General features: G+C 69.7%; 20 protein-coding genes and 2 pseudogenes. 7 read left to right on the top strand and 15 right to left on the bottom strand.

Translation table 11 applies throughout. The annotated features are described in order from the left end of the window. Positions 1-37 precede the first annotated feature (37 nt). The 5 genes and pseudogenes from ABZX96_RS17240 to ABZX96_RS17220 all read right to left on the bottom strand — a co-directional run bounded on the left by ABZX96_RS17240 (position 38) and on the right by ABZX96_RS17220 (position 3,958). Complete coding sequence (locus tag ABZX96_RS17240) at positions 38-913, bottom strand: aminoglycoside adenylyltransferase family protein (RefSeq protein WP_355544880.1); 876 nt, start codon at positions 911-913, stop codon at positions 38-40. Between the two features lie 208 nt (positions 914-1,121). After that, entirely contained in the window at positions 1,122-1,571 is a 450-nt protein-coding gene (locus ABZX96_RS17235) for a DUF6193 family natural product biosynthesis protein (RefSeq protein WP_355544877.1), read from the bottom strand. Between the two features lie 14 nt (positions 1,572-1,585). Continuing rightward, positions 1,586-2,125 (bottom strand): CbrC family protein, encoded by a 540-nt coding sequence (locus ABZX96_RS17230; RefSeq protein WP_355544874.1) that lies wholly within the window; start codon positions 2,123-2,125, stop codon positions 1,586-1,588. A 214-nt stretch (positions 2,126-2,339) separates the two neighbouring features. Next, positions 2,340-3,196: pseudogene (locus ABZX96_RS17225) on the bottom strand (helix-turn-helix transcriptional regulator). 9 nt (positions 3,197-3,205) lie between these two features. Further along, positions 3,206-3,958, bottom strand: coding sequence for a DUF6879 family protein (locus ABZX96_RS17220; protein ID WP_355544872.1), 753 nt, complete (start codon positions 3,956-3,958; stop codon positions 3,206-3,208). Between the two features lie 169 nt (positions 3,959-4,127). Between ABZX96_RS17220 and ABZX96_RS17215 the strand changes: the two genes are divergently transcribed. Next, complete coding sequence (locus ABZX96_RS17215; protein WP_355544869.1) at positions 4,128-4,343, top strand: hypothetical protein; 216 nt, start codon at positions 4,128-4,130, stop codon at positions 4,341-4,343. A gap of 339 nt (positions 4,344-4,682) precedes the next feature. Here the strand turns inward: ABZX96_RS17215 and ABZX96_RS17210 are convergent, their stop codons facing one another. The 8 genes from ABZX96_RS17210 to ABZX96_RS17175 form a co-directional block, all read right to left on the bottom strand. Beyond that, complete coding sequence (locus ABZX96_RS17210) at positions 4,683-5,915, bottom strand: SPFH domain-containing protein (RefSeq protein WP_355544866.1); 1,233 nt, start codon at positions 5,913-5,915, stop codon at positions 4,683-4,685. A gap of 30 nt (positions 5,916-5,945) precedes the next feature. Further along, a complete protein-coding gene (locus tag ABZX96_RS17205; protein ID WP_355544863.1) occupies positions 5,946-6,170 on the bottom strand; it encodes a hypothetical protein in 225 nt (74 codons plus the stop codon). 316 nt (positions 6,171-6,486) lie between these two features. Then, positions 6,487-7,122 carry a histidine phosphatase family protein gene (locus ABZX96_RS17200; protein ID WP_355545025.1) on the bottom strand — a complete coding sequence of 212 codons (636 nt, stop codon included), beginning with the start codon at positions 7,120-7,122 and terminating at the stop codon, positions 6,487-6,489. Positions 7,123-7,533: 411 nt separating this feature from the next. Next, the gene (locus ABZX96_RS17195; RefSeq protein ID WP_355544860.1) at positions 7,534-8,043 is read right to left on the bottom strand and encodes a DNA-binding protein; all 510 of its coding nucleotides are present in this window, start codon (positions 8,041-8,043) and stop codon (positions 7,534-7,536) included. 155 nt (positions 8,044-8,198) lie between these two features. After that, entirely contained in the window at positions 8,199-9,197 is a 999-nt protein-coding gene (locus ABZX96_RS17190) for an ABC transporter permease (RefSeq protein WP_355544857.1), read from the bottom strand. Next, positions 9,194-10,204, bottom strand: coding sequence for an ABC transporter ATP-binding protein (locus ABZX96_RS17185; protein WP_355545022.1), 1,011 nt, complete (start codon positions 10,202-10,204; stop codon positions 9,194-9,196). The genes ABZX96_RS17190 and ABZX96_RS17185 overlap by 4 nt, the downstream gene beginning before the upstream one ends. Positions 10,205-10,245: 41 nt before the next feature. Beyond that, the gene (locus ABZX96_RS17180) at positions 10,246-10,671 is read right to left on the bottom strand and encodes a transcriptional regulator (RefSeq protein WP_355544854.1); all 426 of its coding nucleotides are present in this window, start codon (positions 10,669-10,671) and stop codon (positions 10,246-10,248) included. Continuing rightward, a complete protein-coding gene (locus tag ABZX96_RS17175; RefSeq protein ID WP_355544851.1) occupies positions 10,668-11,156 on the bottom strand; it encodes a hypothetical protein in 489 nt (162 codons plus the stop codon). The genes ABZX96_RS17180 and ABZX96_RS17175 overlap by 4 nt, the downstream gene beginning before the upstream one ends. Before the next feature lie 529 nt (positions 11,157-11,685). Here ABZX96_RS17175 and ABZX96_RS17170 point away from each other — a divergent pair. Both ABZX96_RS17170 and ABZX96_RS17165 read left to right on the top strand, forming a co-directional pair. Further along, complete coding sequence (locus tag ABZX96_RS17170) at positions 11,686-12,684, top strand: BtrH N-terminal domain-containing protein (protein ID WP_355544848.1); 999 nt, start codon at positions 11,686-11,688, stop codon at positions 12,682-12,684. 332 nt (positions 12,685-13,016) lie between these two features. Then, positions 13,017-15,890 (top strand): hypothetical protein, encoded by a 2,874-nt coding sequence (locus ABZX96_RS17165; RefSeq protein WP_355544845.1) that lies wholly within the window; start codon positions 13,017-13,019, stop codon positions 15,888-15,890. Between the two features lie 248 nt (positions 15,891-16,138). Here the strand turns inward: ABZX96_RS17165 and ABZX96_RS17160 are convergent, their stop codons facing one another. Next, positions 16,139-17,011, bottom strand: a complete 873-nt coding sequence (locus tag ABZX96_RS17160) for a 2-dehydropantoate 2-reductase N-terminal domain-containing protein (RefSeq protein ID WP_355544842.1) — start codon at positions 17,009-17,011, stop codon at positions 16,139-16,141. A 76-nt stretch (positions 17,012-17,087) separates the two neighbouring features. On the opposite strand from ABZX96_RS17160, the gene ABZX96_RS17155 reads away from it, so the two are divergent. The 4 genes and pseudogenes from ABZX96_RS17155 to ABZX96_RS17140 form a co-directional block, all read left to right on the top strand. Continuing rightward, positions 17,088-17,219 (top strand): hypothetical protein, encoded by a 132-nt coding sequence (locus ABZX96_RS17155; protein ID WP_355544839.1) that lies wholly within the window; start codon positions 17,088-17,090, stop codon positions 17,217-17,219. A gap of 1,572 nt (positions 17,220-18,791) precedes the next feature. Then, positions 18,792-19,019: a hypothetical protein gene (locus tag ABZX96_RS17150; protein ID WP_355544836.1), complete on the top strand. Its 228-nt coding sequence runs from the start codon at positions 18,792-18,794 to the stop codon at positions 19,017-19,019. Positions 19,020-19,025: 6 nt separating this feature from the next. Continuing rightward, the gene (locus ABZX96_RS17145; protein ID WP_355544833.1) at positions 19,026-20,294 is read left to right on the top strand and encodes a helix-turn-helix transcriptional regulator; all 1,269 of its coding nucleotides are present in this window, start codon (positions 19,026-19,028) and stop codon (positions 20,292-20,294) included. Between the two features lie 261 nt (positions 20,295-20,555). Beyond that, a pseudogene (locus ABZX96_RS17140) lies at positions 20,556-21,395 on the top strand (alpha/beta hydrolase); the annotation flags it as partial. Positions 21,396-21,815: 420 nt separating this feature from the next. Here the strand turns inward: ABZX96_RS17140 and ABZX96_RS17135 are convergent. Next, complete coding sequence (locus ABZX96_RS17135) at positions 21,816-22,769, bottom strand: GNAT family N-acetyltransferase (protein WP_355544830.1); 954 nt, start codon at positions 22,767-22,769, stop codon at positions 21,816-21,818. Between the last annotated feature and the right edge of the window lie 201 nt (positions 22,770-22,970).

Genomic DNA, 22,970 nt, shown 5'->3' with positions numbered 1-22,970 from the left:
GTACTCCACCGGCACCATGCCCCCGTCCCTCACCTCCTCACTCCCCGCGCGCCAGCCCGGCGATCATCGCCGCCGCGAACTCCGCGAACGCGTCAACGTCCTCCACCAGCCCCGACCAGTCATCCGCGCGCTCGCCCACGTACGCGTCCCGTGCCAGGTCGAGCACCGGCCGGTGCTCGGCGGGCAGCCGGTCCCGCACCCACCGCGCCGCGACGTCCTTGGGCACGATCTCGCCCGTCGACAACGTCACCCACATACGCGCCAGAGTGAGCACCACATTGCGATCGTCACCCCGTAGCCCGTGGAGCAGATCGGGCAGGCTGTCGGCGATCGCGCGCCGCACGTCCTCGTCCGGTACGGGGGCGAACAGTTCGCGGGCAGGCGGCCCGACGAGGGTGCGTCCGTGCTCCCGGACGCCGGCGAGCAGGATCGCCAGATCCGGATCCGGCCCCGGCGCGGGCACCTTCCCGGCCTCGAACTCCTCCCGCAGCCACTCCCCGTAGACCAGATCACTGACGGGCGGGAAGCGCCACGGCACGACGTCATCCCGAACGACGACGGTCACCTCGACGGGACGCGGCCCACGAGAGCGCCCACGGACGCCTCCGAGGACGTCCTTGCTGACGCCCTCGCTGACGCCCTCGCTGACGCCCCCGCGGACGTCTTCGCTGACGTCCTCGCCGTGGCGGCCGGAAACCTCCAGCAGCCCGTCCACCAATCGCCGCCGGTCCGCCCCGGTCACCCCATGCCGCACGGCCACCAGCACGTCCAGATCACTATCCGGCCGCAGCCCACCCACCACCGACGACCCGTGCAGATACGCCCCCACCACACCGTCTCCCAGGACGCGGCGCACCACGTCCACGACCTTCGCCGCCTCGTCCCACGGCAGTGCGTCAGCTTCCGTGTTCATGGTCAGGGAGCATCGCACAGGTGTGGGGACGGGGCCGAGGCGTTATCGAACGCGTTCGTCGCTCCGAGGGGGCGCGTCCTCCCGATGCCTGTTTCTGACGGAAACCAGCTCTCCCAGCGTCCGTCGTCCTACGGAGGACGGACACCAGTTTTCCCGGCGTCCGCTGTCCTACAGAGAACGAAAACTAGCTCTTCCGATGCCCGCCGTCCTACGGAAATCCACTTGACCGATCCTCTCCGCGCTCGCGCGCGACGGCGGCTTCCTGGGCGGCGAGTTCTTCCGGGGTGCCGAGGTAGGCGGGCCTGCAGCCGGCCGGCAGCCGTTCCACCACCATGGCGACGGCCTCGGCCACGGTCTCCGCCACGCCCACCGTCCGCGAGCGGGACGGACCGGATACCCGGTAGCCGCCGTCGGCAAGAGGCTGGATATAGGGAATGTCCCAGGTCCACCGCGGTTCGGTGCACCGGCTGAAATGCAGTTCGCCCATACCCGTCCACGGGAACAACTGCCGCAGGCGGGGCTCGGCGTAAGCGGCGTCCAGCAACTCCGGCCGCACCTGCCCGTCCTCCCGCACCGCCTGCCAGCCCGCTTCCACGGTTTCCATGGCTTTCATGGTTTCTATGGCTTTCGCGGCTTTCATGGCGTTCGTGGCGCTCATGACGTCAATAGCGTTCACGAGAAATCGGAAAACGCCAGGTGCGTACCGCACACCCGGCACCGAAACAGGTAAGCCGTCGGCTCGCCGTCCTTGTCCAGGGAAGCGAGATAGTGCTCGACCTGATCGGCGGGCCAGCCCCAGTCACCGGCCTCCTCCCGCAATACCTGAATGGCCTCGGGATGGTCCGCGAGTTCCGCCGCCCCCACACACCCGAGGAACGCGGCACCGTCACCGCAGTGAAAGAACCACTGCGGCTCCTGCCACGCGGAGAAGCCCGGCGTACGACGGTCCACGGCCTCCCGCACCGAGGCGTCCACGTTCCGATCACCCAGAAAACCGCCGGTGAAATGAGCGTCATAGCGCTCGGCGGCGCTTCCGTCCGCGATGCACCAAGGACAGAGCCGGTCGTCGAGATTCTCCCCGGTGTAGACCGGACCGCTGTAGAGGAATCCGCGAGCCTGCCCACAGCGGACGCAGCCCTCCTCGGAAGGAACGACGGCGCCGGTGGCGACGGGGTCGGGGTGATAGGGGAAATGGGGGAGTGGGTGGGTCACGGACAGGACCTTAACAATGGCCAGGTAAGGGAGGACAACTGCCCCATATGCTGTTCCGAGCGAAACACCCCAGTACAGAGGATCAGTTTCTGGATGCCTGTTGCGTTACTGTCGCGTTCACCGCCGGGTGTGTTTGTGGTGGGCCAGTCGATGTGGACGGACCACTGAATCTCCTGCGCAATCGTCAGGGGAAGTCTTCGGCACGCTGGGATCTTCAGGGCGTGCTGAGGGATCGCCGCGCCCGGGCGATCACCTGGTGGGCATCGGACCCGTACACGGCGGATTCCCGGAAGGTCTGCCAGGTGCGCAGGTGCGCAGGTGCACGGCGACGGCGTCCGGGTCGTCGACCCATAGCTCGGCATGCCAGGTTTCCACGATGACCAGATGCTCGTCGAAGACCCAGAAACCATTTGCGGGAGGGATTCTGAGCGAGGCCCCGAGCGGAATGATGCCGAGTTCCACGGTGTCCAGGCCGATGGCGCCGGCCAGTCGGTCGAGCTGGGCGGCCAGGACTGAGGGCGGGCACACCAATGCGTGCAGCGCCGCCTCCCACATGAGAATGCGGTATCGCGTTCCTGGCCGGTAGAGCCCTTCCTGCCATTTCATACGGGCACGCACCGCGGCGTCGGTGTCGCGCGGAGAGCGTTGGAGGGTCGCGTAACGGGTGAAAATGTGCCGCGCGTACTCGGCGGTCTGGAGGGCGCCCACGATCATCGAGCCTTCCCAGGCATGGAAGAGCGAGGACCGCGCGAATTCAGTGCTGAGAGTGTTCTGGACGGCCGTGTGACCGGTGGCGAGCTGGCGGCGCCAGGAGCGGATGTGTGATTCGAGACCGGCCAGCCGGGTGACCAGTTCTTCGGCCTGCTCCGGCCGGCCGGTGGCCTCGGCCCAGGCCCGTACGTCCGTGGTGCTGGCGGTCTGCCGGCCGGTCTCCAGTTTGCTGATCTTGGATGGTGGCCAGCCAAGGCGCTGGGCGAGCTGTACCTGGGTGAGCCGTGTCCCGCAGGAGCGGCGCAGTTCTCTCAGCCGGACGCCGAGAGCCACCCGCGCTTGCCGGAAATCCGTACTCACCTGGCACCCCTACCTCGCGGATGACACCTCCGCTGCGAACGTCTCGTACGGCACCGCGTAGTGCGTCGCAGCATCCCGCACTTGGGCGTAGCGCAACACCGTGGCCGGTTCGGTGATCAGCTCCACATCGGTCAGCCGGTCGTCCTGACCGAAGCGCAGCAGGGCGACCAGCCGGGAGTCGAAGAGCCAGAAATCCTCGTTCGGCAGGCCCAGCCGGTCGGCGTCACGGCGCCGCAGATTGCGGATGTCCTCGCCCACGGCACTGTTCCGCCGCGCATTGTCCAGCAAGTAGAGCTGACCGGTGGTGGGCGGGTCGTCCACCACCCGCACGCGCTCAAACCGCTTACCAAGCGCATGCTGCGCCCGGCGCTCCGCGCACCATTCCGGGTCGGCTCCGCTCCAGTCCACGCGCCCGCCGCGGGTGAACTGGCGATAGGTGTCCGTTTCCTCGTCCGATGCGTAACGGGTACGGCTCTCCAGCCGCCACGCCGTGCGGTCGAACTGGGTGAACAGACGATTGAACGCGTCCAAGTCGATGATCCGGGGCACTCGGATGACCTCCTTCGGGCCGAAGTCGACCAGCAGGGCGCGCAGCACGACGATGGCCGTCTCGCCGGGAGAGAAGTGCCGTAGCTGAGCGAGATCGGTGGGGTCGGTGAGGGGTGGTCCATGCACGATGACCTCCTCGGTGTCGAGGTCCTCGTGCACCGACGGACAGCCGTTGATGCCGCTACCCGTTCCGTTGAAGCGCAGCCGCCTCATGGTGGCGTCCTTTCCCGGTCCTGGTCCTGACAGCTTCAACGACCGCGGTGTGCCGGGGCACGGCGCGGGAGCGGACCGAAGGAGAAGTTCCGAGAAGATTCCCGGGCCCCCGGAGAGAAGCGAGAAAATCCCCGGATGGCCTGCTGAGCCTTCTCCTAACGTCCCTGCCATGACCAACTCACACCCCCAGAGGGAAACCGACGCCGACGCGGCGGCCGACGCTCTCCACGCGGCGCTCGGCAGGGCGGGGATCGTCCTGCCGTCCCTCACCGCCGATACGGCGTCGCCGGACCTGGGCCTGGTGCAACTGGGCCGGGTACGGGCCGACGTGGCGCTGCGACTGGCCGAGGTCATCGAGTGGGGAGCGGGTCGTGCTCGGGGATGACCTTCCGTGCTGTGCCCTTGCCTACGATGCGAAGCGCCACCGTGTGGGCCGCGTGGTGGGGCAGGCGGGATCGCGTCTGGTGCTGCGAGCGGTATGCGGTGGGGAAGAGTGGGAGGCGGAACCGGGAGCGGTGCGTCCTGCCACGGCCCGCGAGGAACTGTCGGTCCGCTTGGCCGAGGTCAACGCCGGGTCGCCTCGACCGTGGTGACGACCGGAGGCCGGGCGTCGCGAGCCGGGTACCGGCGGCCCGTAGCCGAGGGGAAAGAAGCCGGAGGACATGGTCCTCAGGTGTAAGCCGAGTTGACCCCGTCACGGCCCACTCCCACCCCGCAGCCGCGCCTACTTCTCCTCCACCCTCACCCGCTCAGGCAGCAGCCTGGGCTCGGAGCCGTCCGTGTGCTCGTCCTTGCGCGCGCTGTCGTTCCCCGCCCGTGCCGTCGACTGCTTGAGCGTGTCCAGGATGGCCAGGCCCTGGGCGACGATGCCGGTGACGATCTCGCCGACGCCCTCCGCGCCGTTGAGGACCGTCAGGTTCGATCCGGTGATGCCGCGGGCGGCGGCGTCGGCGAGGGCGGGGAGGTTTTCGACGATGCGGTTGGCGGCGATGAGTTCCTGGTTGCCGTCCCTGAGGGAGGCGGCGCGTGCCGTGTTGGCGTCGGCCTCGGCCTGGGCGAGGGCGCGCTGTGCGTACGCTTCGCCGTCCGCCTCGAACTTCGCCTGGTCGCGGCGGGCCTCGGCCAGGGTCCGCTGCCGGTACGCGTCCGCGTCGGCGGGGCGGCGCACCTCGGCCTCCAGCCGCTGTGCGGTCAGCGCGGCCTGGCGCTGCGCGAGCGCGGTCTGTTCCTCGATGACCTCCTGGGACGCCCGCGCCTGGGCCAGCGGCCCGGCCTGCGCGGACTGCGCCTTGGCCTGTTCGGTCTCGGCCTGGAAACCGGCGCGCTTGATGGCGGTGTCCCGTTCGTACATGGCCTTCAGGGCCGAGGCTTCCTGTTCCCGTTCGGTGGCCTCCTGGTCCGCCTTGGCCTGGGCGATGCGGGCCTGGCTCGCCACGGCCGCGGCGTGGGGCGCCGCCAGGTTGGTGATGTAGCCGGAATTGTCCACGATCTCCTGGATCTGGAGGGCGTCCACGACGATGCCCAGCTTCTCCATCTCCGTGTGACTGCCCTCCTTGACCTCCTGGGCGACGCGGTCCCGCTCCCGGATGATCTGCTCGACCGTCAGCCCGCCGACGATGGACCGCAGGTGCCCGGAGAAGATCCGCCCGACCAGCTCCTCCATGCGGTGCTGTTCCGAGAGGAACCGGCGGGCGGCGTTGGCGATGGACACCGGGTCGTCGCCGACCTTGAAGACGGTCACGGCGCGCACGTTGAGGCGGATGCCCTGCTTCGTGACGCAGTCCTCGGCGATCTCCGCCTCGCGCAGCGCCAGGGACAGGATGCGTGCCTTCTGCTTGACCGGCATGACGAAGCAACCGTGCCCCGTGACGATGCGGAACTGTGTGTCCTGCGCCTGCCGTTTGGAACCGGAGATGAGCAGCGCCTCATTGGGCGCCGGGACGCGCCAGAAGAACATGACCGAACCCTCCTCGTACCACGACTCGCACTACGACACCGGCAGGGGAGCGACGAGGACCGAACGGGCCGACAGGGAGTCCACGACGACCACCCGGACGTGCCTGGCGATGGGTTCGTCGGACCAGGCGGCGAACGCCTCGCTGCCGCCACGGATGGCCAGGAGCACTTCCCCCGGCCCGTCCCGCGGAATGGAGACGGTCACGCGCCCGATCGCCCCGATCGGACTCGGATCCCCGTAGTCCGGTACGTCCATCCCTCCCGCCTTTCGCGGCGGCCACCCGGCTTCCGTACGGTCCGCCGGTGCTCCCCTCGCCTTGATAGAGCCCCTCTGCCGTATCGATGGTTCCCGAGGAGCGGCGGAATGTGCCCGGCCGCGTTCGTACGATTTCGGCCGAGCGAGCGTCCGGCGGTGGGCGGGTCGGTGGACGGTCGGCGGGCGGGGGAGAAGCGGCCTTCCTTGGTGGAGGGCCCGTGCTGGCCAGTACGTGGCGAACTCCGCGCTGACCAGCGGATGGGGAACTCCGCGCCGATCAGCACAGGTGGTACGCAGATGCTGAACTCTGCGCTGATCAGCACATGCGGTACTCGGCCGGGAAACCGGTCCAGCGCAATTCCGCGGGCAGGTGCCGCATGTCGTTGAAGAGGAGAACGGAAGACGGCCGGTCCGGTGCGTAACGGATGACCGTCAAGGCCGCATTGCAGTGATTGAGGCCCAACCAGCGCCATTTCGGAGCGTCATGGGCGGCGCGCACGAGCCAGCCGATGAGGAAATTGTGGGTGACGATCAGTTCGTGGCGCGAGTCGTCCCGGTCGTCGGCGTCGACCGGGCCGGTGAAGCGTGCGAGGGCGGCACGGGCCAGCGTGGAGCCACGCTCGCGCTCCTCCGGGGAGAAGCGGGCGAGACGCTGGAGCACGCCCGCCGCCGAGTCCGCGGGGAGCTCGGCCTCCTCGGGGACGTACGGAACGTAATCCCCGGCCGCTTCGGAGACGCGCAGCGGCACGCCATCCAGTTGCTCGCCGATCAGCTTGGCGGTCTGTTCGGCGCGGCCGAGGGGCCCGTGGTGGATCACCGACAGCGGTACGTCCCTGAGCCGTTGGCCGAGCAGCGTGGCTTGCCGGCGGCCGGCCGCGGTGAGGCCACTCTCGTCGGGCGTGGCCTCACCGTGCCGGGCGAGGTAGAGGTAGCGGGTGGCTGTGCGGGGCATGGTGGTTGTGCCGGTCGTGGTGGTTGTGCCGGTCATGGTGGTTGTGCCGGTCATGGTGGGGTTCCCGTCGAAGCGTCGTCGACACGTTCGTGATCATGGTTGGAACGTCATGATCATGGCGTTGGGCAGTGATCCGATGGACGCTTGCGGCGTTTCCCTGGTTCCGTGGACGTCGCGGGGCGGGGCGGGGGAGACGGTCACCCCGCACGGGCGGCGGGTCGGGCGGCTCCCGCTGACGGCGATCAGTCGCCGACCTGCGGTCGGGTCGGTCGGGGATTTGGCGGACGGGGACGGTTTCCGCTCCTCGTCTTCGGACGGGGGACGGGGACGGGGACGGGGAGAGCCTCCGCGCTTCGTCCTCGGACGGGGAGGGGGCGGCTTCTACTCTTCGTCCCCGGACCGGGGCGACTTCTACTCTTCGTCCCCGGACCGGGACGGTGACGACTCCCGCTCCTCGTCCTCCGACTCGGTGGCCGTGCGACCGACCAGCCGTTCGTAACGCTGCCTGGCGGCCTGGGGCGTACCGAGGCCGAGGCCGAAGGCGACCTCCTGCCAGGTCATGCCGCGGCCCCGGGCCATCTGGAGGAGGCCGGTCTCCAACTCGTCCATCTCGCCGCGCATCCTCGGGACGAGGCTCAGGGCGGCGGTGATGTCGGCTTGGTCCACCTCCGGCTCGTCCTCGTCCCGCCGGGCGGCCCCGCTGAGCAGGAACGCGACGAGCCTGACGGCCTCGTGCGGCCCGATGGCCGTGGGGTGGACCTGGCGACGGCGTTGCGCGTCGGTGGCGGCGTGCCGCTCGGCGATGCGGAACAGGGCGGCGTGGACGCGGTGCGCTCGCGCCTGCTCCGGATGAGGGGGCGTGAAGGGATCGATCGACTGATCGGTTGACTGATCGGTTGACTGCTCGGGGATCGCTGACATGCCGACAGCATGGGCGCACCACGGAGTGTTGTCAACGAGTTGTGTTGAACGAGTTGTTTACTTTTTGGATCGCGTGGGCGATAGCCCATCGGGCGGGCGCTCGTTCCCTGGGGTCCGTAACTCGTCACCGTGGAGAACGGGAGCCCACCACCGGATCAGCCGACCGAAGCGCCTCCTCCCGCCGCCGCCTTCTGCTGGCGGGCGGCCAGCCGGGAGCCCGACTCGCGGCGGGTCGTCCGGCGGAGCAGCGGTACGGCAAGGAGGAATCCGAAGACCGCCCAGGCCGCCAGGACCATGGCCACCTGCGGGAGTTGCCAGGAACCCGCCGCCTCGGCCGCGAGCATGGAATCCGGCAGCAAGGACGCGCGAACGCCCTGCGCCATCCACTTGAGCGGGAAGACGGCGGAGATCTGCTGGACGAACTGAGGCAGCTTGTCGGCCGGGAACAGGGCGCCCGAAATCCCCAGGAGGACCATGGCAGGCAACGCGACCAGGGCGACGGCCTCACGGGGATTGGGCAGGACGGCCCCGATGGCGGCGCCGAGCGGTACGACGGCCAGCAGCCCGAGCCCGGTGACCCAGATCAGGGTGAGCCACTGCGCCGGCCCGGCGGGCAACGGTCCGTCGGCCACCAGCGCACTGACCCCGAGCAGCAGCACGAGGCTGCCGACCGCCAGACCGACGATCAGCAGCGCCTTGGCCAGGAGGTATGCGGGGATGCCGCCGGGCGTCGCGCGCAGCCGCAGCAGCGCGCCCTCCTCGCGCTCGGTGACCAGGATCTGCGGGACGCTCATCAGCCCGAAACTGAACAGCAGAAAGGCGGCGAAGCCGGCGATCGACAGGTGCCCCAGGGGTACCGGTGTGCCGGGCACCTTCTTGTCGAACACCATCACCACGGCGACGGCGATCACGATGTTCAGCAGGTGGCCGCTCAATTCCTTGCGGTTGCGCAGCACGTGCCGCAGCTCGATGACTCCGCGCCGCAGCCCCGCCCGTATGTACCTGCGGGGGCCCGTGGGCCGGGTGGTCGGGAAGCCTGACGTCCGGCCGGGGCCGGAGGCCGTGCCGGGGCCGGGCACCTCGGCCGTGGCCGTGTGGTGTTCCGCCGTGGTTTCCTCCGCCGTGGTCTTCTCCGCCGTGCCGGTCTTGCTCATGCCGCGCTGTCCTTCCGGTGTTTGATGTGGGGCGTATCGTTCATGCCGATCGCCTGGCCCATCTCGTGCGCGTCGCCGCCCGCGGCATCGCGTGCGTCCACCGCATGGCCTCCGTCAGGCGCATCGCCCGCACCGTCCGCACCGCTCGCACCACCCGCGTCGCCCACGTCGCCAACGTCGTGTGGATCGCCCGCATCGACCCTGTTGACCATGTGCAGGTAGACGTCCTCCAGCGTCGGGCGGCGCACCTCCAGGTCGGGGATCGGCCTGTGGGCGTCGCGGTGCAGTTCCCAGACCAGCAGGGAGGGATCGTCCGTCCGTTCGCGCCGGGCGGTCCCGTCGGCGGCGGTCCAGCGCACCTCGGCGCGCGCGGCGGCCTGCCGGGCCAGTTCGTCGGGGGTGCCGCAGATGCGTACGCGTCCGTCGACCAGCACGGCGATGCGGTCGGCCAGGCGCTCGGCCTCGGCGAGGTCGTGCGTGGTAAGGACGATCGTCACGCCCTGTTCGCGGGCGAGCTTCCCGACCAGGGTGTGGAAGTGGCGGCGCGCTTCCGGGTCGAAACCGGTGGTCGGTTCGTCGAGGAAGAGCAGTTCGGGGCGGCCGACGATGCCCAGCGCGACATCGAGCCGGCGCCGTTGCCCACCGGAGAGCAGGCTGACCCGCTGCTTGGCGTGCTCGGTCAGGCCGACGAGTTCCAGGAGCTCGGCCGGGTCGTACGGGTCCGGGTGGAAGTCGGCGAAGTGGCGTAGCAATTCGGCCACCTGCCACCGTCCGTGGTCGCGCCAGGACTGGAGGACGAGCCCGAGCCGTCCGCGCCACGCGTCGTCCCCGCGTACCGGGTCCGTGCCGAGCACCCGCACCTCACCGGCCGACCGGCGCCGGAAGCCTTCCAGGATCTCGATGGTGGTGGTCTTGCCGGCGCCGTTCGGCCCGAGCAGGGCGAAGATCTCGCCGCGCCGGATGTCGAGATCGACGCCGCGCAGCACCTCGTTGGCGCCGTAGGACATCCGCAGGTCGCGGACGTGGATCACGGTGGGGTGGGACGCGGTCACCGGTTGGCCTCCGTACGTGCCGGGGTGAGCGAGGCCGCGGTGGCGGGCGGACGAGGAGCGCTCTCGGCGGATGGGTCGAGTTCGGATGGGTCGGGATCGGACGGGGACGGGCCTGGCCCGGCGGTCTGAGCGGCGCCTTCGACGATCGCGCGGAGTGCCGCGACGTGGCCTTCGAAGGCGTTTCGCCCACGGTCGGTGAGCCGCACCTTCGTACGGCGCTTGCGTCCGCCACCCTCCTTGCGGATCTCCAGGTAACCGGCCTCCTCCAAGGTGTGCAGCTGCTTGGAGAGCGCCGAGTCGCTCAGCGAGAGGCTGTCGCGGACGAAGGCGAAGTCGGCCCACGCGGTCGCGGCGAGCAGGGCGACCACCGACAACCGGGTGGAGGGATGGATCAGCTCGTCGAACCCGGCGGGCGTGCTCATGGCCGACTCCCACCGCGGCCACGCAGGGGGGCGATAGCCCAGCGGTTGACCGGTGCCCCGAAGAGCAGCAGGAGGCCGACGGTCACCGTGGCCTGGATGACGCTGCCAAAGGGCAGTTCCGCCCAGTCCACCAGCCGCCCGGACAGGATGACGGTGGCACCGGTCACCGCGCCCGCACCGAGGAACGCGACGCCCGATCGCCAGCTGTACCGCGTGTGGTGCAGGCGCATGCGGGACTTGCGGCAAGCCCGTACGGCCATCCCGCCCAGCACCGCGACATAGGCGCCCGTGACCGACAAGAGCCCCCACAAGGGGAGTTCCAGCCCACTGATCACCAGGTAGATCCACGCCGCCGCCGCGATGGGCAGGAACCCGCGCCATCCCGTGGCCGTCGAGCGCTCCATCTCGTCGTAGACCCGTTCCTGCGGCACCCGAATGCGTTGCAGGTCCGCCCAGGCGCGTTCGGCGTCCACCGGTGTGCTCATGCGCATCTCCTCCCCGAGGCAACACGTTGCCGTTTCGACTTTCCTGATCGGAAAGCTAAGTCAGACTTTCCTGGTGGGCAAGTCGGGGAGTGAGGGGTGCTCGGAGATGCCGGGTAATAGCGGGTGATATCGGGTGGGTTGGCTCATGGGGCGGCGCTCCGGCTCTCCGAAGGCTCCCGTGATGAAGGGGAGATGGAGAGGTGCTGGTATCGAGGCTGTGGTGTGTCGGTGGTGATGCGGTATCGAGGCTGTGGTGTGCCCGGTGGTGGCGAGGAGGCTGCAAGCCGGTACGGGAGCGGTGGCCGTGGCGGGGCGCGGCGGGTTGCGGCGGTCCTAGCGATCGCCGCCGTCCTAGCGATCGCCGCGGTGAGACGGCGGGCGCGGGCCGTGGGGCAAGGGCGGTGCGGACGACCTGGGGGAGGAGAAGCGCGGAAGGGCGTTGTCAGTGGTGTGCCCTAGCGTGGTCGAGCAGTGGGAGAACTGATGACCCGGGGCCCCGGACTCCCTTGACCAGGAAGGCGCGCGCGACATGACCACGAAGATTCGGATCGACGCCCGCGATACGCAGCACTGCGAGACGACAGCTCTGGGAGTGCTGCTACGGCACCAAGGGCTCGATCTGTCCGAGCCCATGCTCTTCGGCCTCGGGTCCGGTCTGTCCTTCATCTACTGGGACAGCAAGCAGATGGGATTTCCCTTCCTCGGGGGACGGGTCAAGCCTTTCGAGCTCACCAGAAACCTGGCCACCACACTCGGGCTGGAACTCCTGGTCCAGGAGACCACCTCTCCCCGTAAGGCCTGGGAGAACGTGGCGGCCCCCATTGACGCCGGCCACCCTGTCGGATTGCAGCTCGACAGCTACTACCTGGACTACTTCACGTCGAAGGTGCACTTCGGCGGTCACGTCGTCGCCATGTACGGCTACGACGACCACGACGCCTACCTGGTGGACACCGACCAGCAAGGCGGAACGGTGACCACCAGCCTGACCAGCCTCTCCCAGGCCAGGGCCGCGCGCGGCCCGATGAGCGCCAAACGCCGGTCCTTCACGCTCACCGCTCCCAAGGACCTGACCTCCCCACAGGACCGGATCATTCCCGCCATCACCGCCTGCGCCGACGCCTTCCTCAACCCGCCCATCGCCAACCTCGGCTATCGAGGAATAGAGAAGGCCGGCAAGCTGGTGCGCACCTGGCTCCGGCGGACCGGCGATCCGCAGCGCGACCTGCCGCAGGCCGCCCTCTTGATGGAGAAGGCCGGTACCGGCGGCGCCCTTTTCCGCAACCTCTACCGCGACTTCCTCGGCGAATGCGCCCAACTGCTCGACAGCAGCCACCTGCGCACCGGTCACGAGCTGTACACGCAGGCAGCCACCCTGTGGACGGAATGCGCGGCACTGATCACAAAAGCCGGTGAATCAGGCGATGAGCAGTGCCTCGTGCAGGCAGGCGCGGTCCTCTTCGACCTTTCACGAATAGAGCGCGAGGCCATGCAGGCACTGAGCCGCCTGGGGAGCGAGAACGCCTGACGCGATCCAGCTCTGAGTCAGGACTGACTCAGACCCGACTCAGATCTGCTCTGGCTCTGTCCCGGCTCTGACCCAGCGGATCGGCTTCACGGCGTTGCCGAGAATCACCGATACGGCGGCTGAACAGCCTCCTCGTTCTCCGAAAGGCAAAGCACCGGCACGACCCGTGGTCGCCTGAAGTACCAAGACGACAGTGAGTACGGGTACTCAGGCCCGTGGGCGGTAATGCCGCACATACTCGGGCCATGCGCATGGAATCGCCGGGATGCCCGGACTGCGGAATGCCTTTGGGGTCGTCTCCGTCCGCTCGGTGTATCTATTGCCAACTGCCCTTGACCGGCCCGGACGCCTCCGAACTGTGGCAGGTCAGGGACGAGTTGAGCGCGCTGGACGCACGCCGGGGGTGGCTGGTGCGGCGCCATGACGAGTTGCTGGCCGCGCTGCGGGCGCGCCGGGACGCACCCGCGGGGGTGCCGGCAGCCGCGTCTGCGGGGACGCCGGAGAGCGTTCTCGCGGACGGGGGCGGTGGCGGGCGCGGTGGTGCGGCGGGCGGTTCGAGGCGGGAGGTCTCCGTGCCGTCCGCTCGGACCGCGTTGCTGATCGTCGGTGGAGTGCTGGTCATCGTGGCCGCGCTGGTGTTCACCGTGGTGAGCTGGGGACGGTTGGGCATCGGCGGGCGGGCCGCCGTGCTGCTCGCGCTGACCGCGTGCGCGCTGGCACTGCCTCGTCCGCTGCGCCGGCGGCAGCTCACGGCTACCGCCGAGGCATCGGCCGCGGTGGGCCTGGCCCTGGTGCTCCTGGACGGTTACGCGGCCCGGCAGGCCGGACTCGTCAGTCTGGACCGCATCGGGGCGGCGGGCTACTGGGCCGTGCTCACCCTGCTGGCGGGCGTGGGGGCGGCGGCATACGGCTGGTGGCAGCGGCTCCGGCTCCCGCTGCCCGTGGGATTCCTGGTGGCGCAGTTGCCCGGCCCCTTGGCCATCGCCGCCTGGGGCGGAACGACCACTGTGGACTACGCGACCGCGATGATCGTCACCGCCGCGGTGGACTTCGCGGTCCTGTACGCGCTCACGGCCCGCGCCACCGGGTACGAACGGTTTCGCGACCGCCTGGGTGGCGAGCGGATCGCCACCGCCCTGGTCACGGGGGTCCAAGCGGTCGGCGGCGGGTGGGCGGTGCTGGGCGGCGCGCTCGCGGTGACGCACGCGGTGGCCGCCCACTCGCCGGCCGAGGTGATGCGGGCCTGGCTGCCGCTGGGCCTGCTGGCGCTGCTGGGGGTGGCGCTGTGCCGGGGCTTCCGCACTCTGCCGTTCGGGCTGCGTTCCGGCGGTGCCGGGGCGGCCGTCGTGGCGGTGATCGTGGCTGTCGGCGCCGGCTTGCGGTACGTCGTGCCCCTGGGGTGGGCGGTGGTCGGCTACGCGATACCGGCCGCGCTCGCCACGGTGTGGACGGCGGCGGCCTGTGCGCGCCATGGCCGGTGGACGAAGCCGGCGAAGGACGAAGGACCGTCCGTGCCGCCATCCGTGCCGTCGCCCGTTCCGCCGTCCGAGGCCGCGCCCGCGGTGGGCGGGCTGATCGCGGCCTCGACCGCGCTGCTGCTGGCCGGTGTCGTGGTCCTGCCGGAACTCGCCCACGCCCTCCTCCAGCCCCTCACCCCCGGCGTGGCACGCTGGCGCAACGGCCATGCAGCGCAGTGGAGTTGGCAGCTCGCGGCGGCGCCACTGATCGTGCTCTGGCTGCTCGTCTCCGTCCTGGCCGCCACGGCCGTCCTGCGTGCCCGTGCCGTCGAGGACCGGCACGTGGACGGACTGGGCAACGCGCCACGCAGCGCCCGGGCGGTGGCGGCCGTCCTGCGTGCCCTTGCCGTCGAGAACCGGAACACGGACGGACTGGGCGACGCGCTGCGCAACGCTTGGGTGGTGGCGGCCGTCCCCGCGCTGCTCCTGGTGCCGGTGGTGCTGGGGCTGCCGTACGGGTGGGTACTGGCGGTCGCTACCGGGACGGCCGTCGCCGTGGTCGTGGACTTCGTGCGTCGGCCGGGGAGCGCGTTCGTACCGCGGCTCCTGGTGCTGGCCGTCAGCGGCGCTCTCGCCCTGATGTGGTCGTGGGCCGACCGGGCCGGCGTGCTCGCGGTGTGGGGGACCTGCGCCGTGTCGGCCGCCGTACTCGCCCACGTCCTGTCCGCGCCGACGGCGCCGTCCGTGCCGTCGGTGTCGATCGCGCCGGTCGTGCCACCCGTGCCGCCCACGTCGTCCGTGCCGTCCGCGTCGTCCATGCCGATCGAACCGATCGAACCGATCGAACCGACCGAACCATCCGCCCGGCCCGCCGAGCGCGCGACGGCGCGCGTCGCGACGGCGCGCGTCGCGACGGCGCGCGTCACGACGGCGCGCGTCGCGGGTGCCTTCGCCGCCCTGGCCCTGGGAGTCGAAGCGGTCGCCTCCGGCCGCACGGCCGACCTGCCCTGGCACCTCATCGGGTTCGCGGTCCTCGCGGTCGCCCTCGTCTCCGCCGGTGCCGCAGCCGCCTGGCACCGGCTCCCGGGGCGCGAACAGGTCTCCGCCACCGTGGAAGGCACCGGTTACGCCCTCGCGGCCCTCGCCCTCGCCCTGACGGCCTCCCACGCCGACGCCCTCAGCCTCGCCCTCGCCGTAACCGGACTCGCGGGCCTGGCCATCGCACTGCGCCCGGACCGCCGCCGCGCCGCACTCGCCGGAACAGCCCTGCTCATCGCCTCCTCCTGGGTGCGCCTCGCGCTGGCGGACATCACCCTCCCCGAGGCGTACACGCTCCCCGTCACCGTGGTCGCGCTGGTCATCGGCCACCGCCGCCGCACCAGCATCCCGGAGACGGGCTCCTGGCCCGCCTACGGACCGGGCCTGGGCGCCACCATGCTCCCCAGCCTCGCCGCCACCTGGACCGACCCGAACTGGCTGCGCCCGCTGCTCCTCGGCACAGCCGCCCTGCTCCTCACCGTCATCGGCGTACGCTCCCGCCTACAGGCACCACTGATCGTCGGTGGCGGCGTCCTCATGACGGTCGGACTCCACGAACTCGCCCCGGCCGTGGTCCAGGTACTCGGCCTCATCCCCCGCTGGCTCCCCCTGGCCGCGGCCGGCCTGCTCCTGCTGCTGCTCGGAGCCACCTACGAGAAGCGCATCGACGAGGCCCGGCGCCTGCGGGACACCGTGCGCAGCATGCGGTGAGTTCCCGACACGAGCTTTGGGCCGAAGGGGAGGGCGGACGGGGGGAGAGCCCCCCACTCCCACAGACCACAAGCAACAGTTCCGGCGGGTTACGGCTGGACGAGACCGCGTGCGCCTCGTCGCCGAGCCGGGTTTGCCGACGCGTCATCAGTTCACGGTTGCCGTCCGTGGAGCCAGGGGGCCGAGTTCGAGGACTGTGGGACCGGCGGTGGTGTGCGCGTGGTGAGGTTTTCGCCGTCCTGGGCCGCTCAGCGGGCCTCCGCAGGGGCACGGAGCTGTTCGGCCAGCCGCTGGAGTTCGGCCGCGGTGGCGGGCGAGGCGGCGTTGAGCCCGCTGTGCACGGCCGTCGGGCTCCTCAGGAAGCGCCGGAACGCGGTCACGAGCAAGCCCTGCGGCAGCGTCCGCAACGCGGCGAACGCGCGAGGTACCGGTGGCGTCGCCATGGCGGCGAGGTTGTGCCGCACGAGGTGGAGCATGCCGCGGACCGCGTCGGGATCGTCGGCCAGCTCCACCGGGCCGCCCGCCATGTGCACCGCCTGCCCGAGCGGCACCTCGAACGCGGCGTGCGTCTTGAGCCAGGCATCCATGCGCGGTTCGGCCCTGGCGTTGATCCCGGCGGTGCGGAACGTCTCCACGATCCGTTCCAGCCGGGGAGTGGTGCGCCCGTCGGGCTCGCCGATCGGCATCGCAACCCGGCGGGTCATGAAGCTGCTCCTGCGGTAGCGGACGACATCGCCGTCCATCGTGCCGGCGGCCGTGGGGAAGCCGAGCAGCACCCGCTCGTGGCCGATCGCCGCGCCCAGCGGTTGCGCGCCGGCCGCCCAGTTGTGGAGGAACAGCACGTCGCCTTCGACACGGGCGAGTGACTCCAGCACCGCGTCCACCTGGTGGGTGCGGACGAAGACGGTGATCAGGTCGTACCCGCCGTCCGGGTGCTCGACCACCGGTACGGATATCCGCCTGACGACTGGACTGTCGCCCTCGGCGAGCCGCACGCCGTGCCGGCGCAGGGCGGTCAGGCGCTCGCCCCGGGCGAGGAGCGAGACATCGTGACCGGCCTCGTGCAGGCGGGCAGCGAACAGGCTGCCGAGCACCCCGGCGCCGTACACGAGCAGTTTCACTGAAAGCCCTCATTCACACGTTCGTTTGTTTCATGCATGCGTTTCATTCAAACGTATGGAGAGTCGAGTCCCTCGTGTGGCGACCTCGGACACCCGCACCCAGACCATCGACGTGGCCGGGCACCCCTTCGCCGCGCACGGCTGCCGTGGCACCTCGGTCCGCGCGATCACCAAACGTGCCGGAGCGAACCTGGCCGCCGTGGGTTAACCGCTTCGGCTCGAAGGCGGTGGTGATGGCCGCGGTCGTCCACCGCGCGATCGAGCCCGTCACCGCCGCCCACTGTGCCGGGCTCGACACCTTGCTCGCCCGGCTCCCCGACCCACTGGTCAGCGAACCGGTGGAGGCATCGCGGGGCCGCTGTTCGACGAGATGCCTGCCGGCGACGAGGGCGGCGCACAGACGTCCCGACTGATCGTGACGATCCTCAGCGCCCCGGCCGAGGAGGCAAGGCAGGCAGTTGGCCGGGTCCGGCCGAGGACGCGGTCCGCGAGCGTTACCTCGCAGCCTTCGCTCGCGTACTGCCCGGCCGTGCCCCGGAGGAGCTGCGGTTCCGGATGCGGGAAATCCTTGCTGTGTCGGCCCTCGTCCGCCTTCAGGCCAACCAGCAGCCCTTCCCTGGCCGCGTGCCCCCGGCAACGGGCGAGGCGGACCGGCGACGGACGATCACGTTCCTGCCGGCAGCGATGAGCGCGCCACCGAGCCGGACCCGAGGAACCAAGGCAGACGCCGACGGCCCGGACCCGAGTAGCCAAGACAGACGCCGACGGCGCCGGGTCAGGCCGCGATCGCCCTATGAACGAGGCAGTGAGGCGCGTGCCGGCGGCGTACTTGCTCCGCAAGGTGAGGTATCGGCGGATCACACGGCCCTGCGCCTTGTGGGCCGGGTGGTCGCTGTCGTACAGGACGAAGCAGCGGAGGGCGGTGAACTGGGCCTCGATCTCGTGTGGCCGTAGGGCTGGTCCCACCGCGTTCAGCGCCACTGACGTCCGGTAATGGGGGCTGGAGATTGAGTGAACCGAACTCCTGCATGCTGAGGACGACTTCGCGCTCGCCGGGCTCAGGCAGCACATCGCCGTCGGCGATGGCGCAGAGGTGTCCGACCCGGGTCTTTTTGCCTCATCGTCCGGGTCTTCTGAGGCCTTCCAGGTCCTCACCGTTGAAATGTCAATAATCCCAATTCTCTGTCAAGGGGGAAGCCGGCTGTCCTTGACCGCGCTATTCCGGTCCACCCGGGTCCTGGCACTGCCGAGCAGTACCAGGACCGTAAGCAAGGACTCGCGGCAACGCGTCTGCTCTGTCTCCGGATGACTGATTGCCCGCAGGACATCGGAGAGCCCCGCAGCAGGCCTATACCAACCGCAGGTGCACGACCAAAGATCGGGCATGACCTGCCAGCAGGTCAACACGGAGACACGGTCGCGGAAACTCTGCCATGCCGGCCCACTGAGCTGGACAAAAATGGGACGAACCATGACCAATGGGTGTGCCGGTATGCGAGACATTGCTGCGGAAATTTCTGTACAACGGTGACCACGGCACAGAAACAGGTGGGACGTATCCGCGGAAAATCTTCCCCGCTTCACAGTCTGACCTGACAAGATATGAGAATGATAAAGCGGCCTGGGTAAGCGTAGTGCGGGGACAAAAGCGCGGATTGACGCTCTTTCGGGTTAGTCACGCGGCCGCACATGCTGCAACATCACTACCTACGAAGGCGGCGGCAACCGCCCCGTTCACAGGTCTATCTGCCCGCGATACACCCATGCTTGGAGAGGCAACATGAACAATCCATCCTGCAGTACGCCCTGCGTCGCGTCGCGTCCCCTCACCGGAGCGGAAGTCAGTGTTCTGATCATCATCGTGATCTCCGCTGCGGTACTGGCAGCCGTCGGGTTCCAGAGCGTCAGCGTGATCGTCCTTATCGTGGAGGCAGCAACGGTTGGTCTGCGGCTGCTGCACAGGCTGCGCGGCAGCAGCCGCGCTGAGCTGGGCATCACGGAGGTCTGACCGAACATGGGGCGCCGCGAGAATCCGATCGTTCAGTGCAGCAAATCCTTGTTCGCTCTGGTGACCTGGTTGCGCGCCGGCCGTGCGGAAGTCGGGCTGACGTACCACCAGCTCGCCGAACACGCGGGCTTCAGCGCCGATACCCTCGCGCGCGCCGCCTCCGGACGCAGCGTGCCTCAAAATCTGAGTGTCGTCATCGCGTACGCTCAGGCCTGCGGCCGCAGTGCCAAAGAGGCGGAGCGGTTATGGAAGCACGCTCGCCGTGACGAGGCCCGGGCGCAGGGAGCTCTGAGCGGACACCGAGGCGGAGCCCACATCAGCGTCGTCAAGGACTTTGCCGATTTACACTCCGCCATCATCGATCTTTACCAGGACACTGGAAGTCCTCCTCTGCGTAGCCTGGATAAGCGCATCGGCGGAGTGGGACGTTTACCCCGCAGTACGGCCGGACGAGTTCTCAAAGGCCGCTCAATGCCCAGCCGCGCCTTCGTCCAAGCCTTCGCCGAGGCATGCGGCGTTCGCAATGCCGAGCTCGCGGAATGGGCAAGGGCATGGGACCGTGCAGATGCCGACCGCCGCAGCACTCGCGCACGCTACAAGGAGCCAAAGCCGGGAAGTTTGCAAGAGCGCCTCACCACACATGACCGCGTCACACCACGTGACCTGCAGTTGCTGATGAGTGACCTGGAAGCGTCCGCACGTAATAGGCCCGGAATTAGGCTACTTGTCAACATCCCAGACCCGAAAGATGCTGACGCGCAAAAGTCCGCTCGCATGGTCCGTGAACTCCTGGTCGACCAGGCGCAGCGACGAGGAGAACTCGCCTGCCCGCAGTGCCGACGGCCCTCGTTTGGCTATGACGCGGCGAAAGGTTGGACCGCGGCCCTCTGTGCCATCTGCATGCCCGACCGAACCACGTGCTCCGAAAGGCAGGCCGAGCAGTTCCAGGACGCGTCGCCACTGCCCCCAAGGCTGTCGGCTCCCTCTGGGCACCCACCTCTGCCACGGCGGAATCTCAAGAAGGAACGGCCGCTCCCAACTGATCCCGGCTCAGGTCGGCCGTGGGAAGACGGTGTCGTCGGCGATCCATCTGTTTGGAGTAATGCTCCGCAGCCGTGGGAGCCTGCTGGCCTACCATTTGTAACTGGCCTCTTCCGTCCATACCCGCCTTGGCGCAACGGAGAAAACACCACATCTGCCAGCGCGAGAACGAAGCCGGTGCGCCGAAAGCCGCTGAGTGACTTCTTCAAATCACGCGCACGTAGAAGTTACTGATCGCCCTATGAACTGTCGCGGTGTCCCACCGATTCGCCTTTCCTCCCCCGTAGGCCAACTGAATGACGGTGGCGTGGTGAGCGCGTTCGCTGCCGAGCGCTGCTGATCGCCCTCTGGCCGCCTCGCCTCGTCTCGCCTTGCCTCGTCTTGCCTGTCTCGCCTCGGAGAGACCGGGAGAGAACGGGAGAGGCCGGGAGGTACCTGCTGAGCCGAGTGGAAATCGCTTGTCGGGGTCGTCTCATGGTCAAGAGGATGGGTCCCATGCCTGCCTTCACCGCTCCGGACGGGACCGAACTCGCCTATCGCGTACTGGGGGAGGGAGAACCGTTGCTCTGCATCCCCGGTGGTCCCATGCGTGCCACCGCCTATCTCGGTGATCTCGGTGGTCTGTCGCGCCACCGCCAGTTGATCATGCTCGACCTGCGGGGGACCGGCGACTCGGGTGCCCCTGCCGATTCGTCCACCTACCGCTGTGACCGGCAGGTGGACGACGTCGAGGCTCTGCGGCGGCACCTCGGCTTGGAGCGGGTGGACGTTCTGGCGCACTCCGCGGGTGGCGATCTCGCGATCCTCTACGCGGCCCGGCACCCCGAACGCGTTCGGACCCTCTCCCTGATCACCGCCCGCGCTCGCGCCCTCGGCGTCGACTTCACCGAGCAGCACCGCCGCGAGGCGGCTGCCCTGCGCCGGGACGAGCCGTGGTTCGGGCCCGCCTTCGCCGCGTACCAGGCCGTCTGGGCGGGCACCGCGACCGACACCGACTGGGATGCCGTGATTCCCTTCTTCTACGGACGTTGGGACGCGGCGGCCCAGGACCACGCCGCGGCCGAAGGGGAACAGGGCAACGACGAGGCCGCGGAGGCCTATGCGTCCGTCGGTGCCTTCGACCCTGCCACCACTCGCGCGGCCATCGCCGGACTGAGCGCGCCGGTCCTGGTCCTGGCCGGTGAACTGGACGGCGGCCCGCTGCCCCGCGTCGCCGCCGACGTCGCGAAACTGTTCCCCGACGGCCAGTGGACCGTCCAGCCGGGCGGGGGCCACTTTCCCTGGCTCGACGACCCGGCTTGGTTCGTCCGGACCGTCGGGGCCTTCCTCGCCGCCGGACGTGTCGCAGACACCGGACCCGTCGAAGCGGTCGGAGGTGCCGCAGACACCGGACGTGCCGAAGCCGCCGGACCCGTCGAAGTGGTCGGAGGTGCCGCAGACACCGGACGTGCCGAAGCCGCCAGAGGTGTCGAAGCCGCTGGACCTGTTGAAGGCACCGGACCCGTCGGAGCCACCGGCGCTGCCACACCGGCTGACGCCGTGACCGACCAGGCCGTGGCTGACCAGGCCGTGACCGACCCGGGCGTCTTGGACGGCTCTCGGGGCTGATCGACGGTTACCGCGGGCGCGACGGTTGCCGCCGCCGCGCCTGCGGGGCAGGTGGCGCGTCGGGGGCCGATCCGCGCGCCTTCCTCAGGTCGTCGCCCGATTCCCGACGGCATGACCAGCGGTTATCCGGACCACCCATGATCACTCTCAGAGCGCGGTCGTAGCCTGGATGAGCGGCATGTCCCGTGTGAACTTCCGGAACCCGACGCTGTAGTACAGCCCGCGCGCCTGGGGGTGCCCCGGCGCACCCAGGCAGACGACCGTCGCGTGCGTGGCTCCGGCCGCCCGCACCTGCCGCATCCCGTGCAGCAGCATCGCCCGTGCCAGACCCCGACGCCGGTAGTCCGGGTGCGTCCCGACCGGCTCGAACTCGGCGGTCTTGTTCGCTTCGTCGAGCCACGTGATCGTCGAGGCCGCCATCGTTCCGTCCGGCGCTTCCACCAGGATGTGCAGGTCGCCGCGGTAGCCCGCCGTCTGCCGGACGCCCTGGTAGCCCTCGGCCGTGTACGTCGAGGGGGCCCAGGCGTCCAGATGAGCTTGGACGGCAGCCTCTGGCCCGGCCTCGTCGGCGGTGCGGAAACGGAAGCCGTCCGGCAGTACCGGCTGTTCCACGTCGGTCAGGTCCCGCTCGTTGAGTTGCATCCAGGACCCGGTGTCACCGAGCGAGGCCGGGTCGGTCTCGTAACCACGCGCCGCCCACCGCCGCAGGGCGAACTCGTCGGCGGCGCTCGGCACCACCGTGCGTTCGAGGCCCGCCCCCGTACCCTCGTACCAGTCGATCACCTCGTCGACCAGTCCGGCATGATCGGGATGGACCTGATACGCCAGGTAGGCGCCGGTGACCTCCCGTACCGACCCGTCGTTCCGCCGCACCCGGCGCGGAAGTTGGGCCCAGCCCCACGCCACCAGGTCCCCGCCGGAGAACCACAGTCGGCGCCGCCAGCTCGCGCCCTCGGCCGCGTGCCCCTTGCCCCAGTTCCAGGCCAGCTCGCCGAACGACGCGTCGCTGTTCACCAGGTCCGGGCGGGTGGCGGTGACGCGCTGCGCCAGGCCCTGCATGAGCCGTATGTCCGCGCCGGTCACAGAGTCGACGTTCGTCATAGCGCGCAACTGTGTCAGGAGCCCGCACCGCCGTCGAACCGTTTTACGGGGCTGCCGTCGCGACCGCCGACGGTGCGCAACGCACGGAGTGCACGGAGTGCACGAAGCGCACCGATCGTCGCGGTGGTGGACCGGTGGTGGACCGGTGGTGGACCGAGGGCAAGCCGAGGGCAGGCCGGACGGCCGTGTCCCTCGGTGGCA

This window comes from Streptomyces sp. NPDC003077, assembly GCF_040611095.1.
Taxonomy (GTDB): domain Bacteria; phylum Actinomycetota; class Actinomycetes; order Streptomycetales; family Streptomycetaceae; genus Streptomyces.
The sequence above is the reverse complement of the archived record's forward strand: the minus strand, read 5'-3'. Positions and strand labels throughout refer to the sequence as shown.

What these genes read in the sequence shown, in the direction of transcription:
- ABZX96_RS17190 (WP_355544857.1), bottom strand. Translation starts at nt 9,197, where the DNA reads ATGAGCAAGACCGGCACGGCGGAGAAGACCACGGCGGAGGAAACCACG.
- ABZX96_RS17195 (WP_355544860.1), bottom strand. Translation starts at nt 8,043, where the DNA reads ATGTCAGCGATCCCCGAGCAGTCAACCGATCAGTCAACCGATCAGTCG.
- ABZX96_RS17180 (WP_355544854.1), bottom strand. Translation starts at nt 10,671, where the DNA reads ATGAGCACGCCCGCCGGGTTCGACGAGCTGATCCATCCCTCCACCCGG.
- ABZX96_RS17185 (WP_355545022.1), bottom strand. Translation starts at nt 10,204, where the DNA reads ATGTCCTACGGCGCCAACGAGGTGCTGCGCGGCGTCGATCTCGACATC.
- ABZX96_RS17150 (WP_355544836.1), top strand. Translation starts at nt 18,792, where the DNA reads ATGAACAATCCATCCTGCAGTACGCCCTGCGTCGCGTCGCGTCCCCTC.
- ABZX96_RS17135 (WP_355544830.1), bottom strand. Translation starts at nt 22,769, where the DNA reads ATGACGAACGTCGACTCTGTGACCGGCGCGGACATACGGCTCATGCAG.
- ABZX96_RS17220 (WP_355544872.1), bottom strand. Translation starts at nt 3,958, where the DNA reads ATGAGGCGGCTGCGCTTCAACGGAACGGGTAGCGGCATCAACGGCTGT.
- ABZX96_RS17170 (WP_355544848.1), top strand. Translation starts at nt 11,686, where the DNA reads ATGACCACGAAGATTCGGATCGACGCCCGCGATACGCAGCACTGCGAG.
- ABZX96_RS17240 (WP_355544880.1), bottom strand. Translation starts at nt 913, where the DNA reads ATGAACACGGAAGCTGACGCACTGCCGTGGGACGAGGCGGCGAAGGTC.
- ABZX96_RS17205 (WP_355544863.1), bottom strand. Translation starts at nt 6,170, where the DNA reads ATGGACGTACCGGACTACGGGGATCCGAGTCCGATCGGGGCGATCGGG.
- ABZX96_RS17215 (WP_355544869.1), top strand. Translation starts at nt 4,128, where the DNA reads ATGACCAACTCACACCCCCAGAGGGAAACCGACGCCGACGCGGCGGCC.
- ABZX96_RS17175 (WP_355544851.1), bottom strand. Translation starts at nt 11,156, where the DNA reads ATGAGCACACCGGTGGACGCCGAACGCGCCTGGGCGGACCTGCAACGC.
- ABZX96_RS17200 (WP_355545025.1), bottom strand. Translation starts at nt 7,122, where the DNA reads ATGCCCCGCACAGCCACCCGCTACCTCTACCTCGCCCGGCACGGTGAG.
- ABZX96_RS17145 (WP_355544833.1), top strand. Translation starts at nt 19,026, where the DNA reads ATGGGGCGCCGCGAGAATCCGATCGTTCAGTGCAGCAAATCCTTGTTC.
- ABZX96_RS17235 (WP_355544877.1), bottom strand. Translation starts at nt 1,571, where the DNA reads ATGAGCGCCACGAACGCCATGAAAGCCGCGAAAGCCATAGAAACCATG.
- ABZX96_RS17210 (WP_355544866.1), bottom strand. Translation starts at nt 5,915, where the DNA reads ATGTTCTTCTGGCGCGTCCCGGCGCCCAATGAGGCGCTGCTCATCTCC.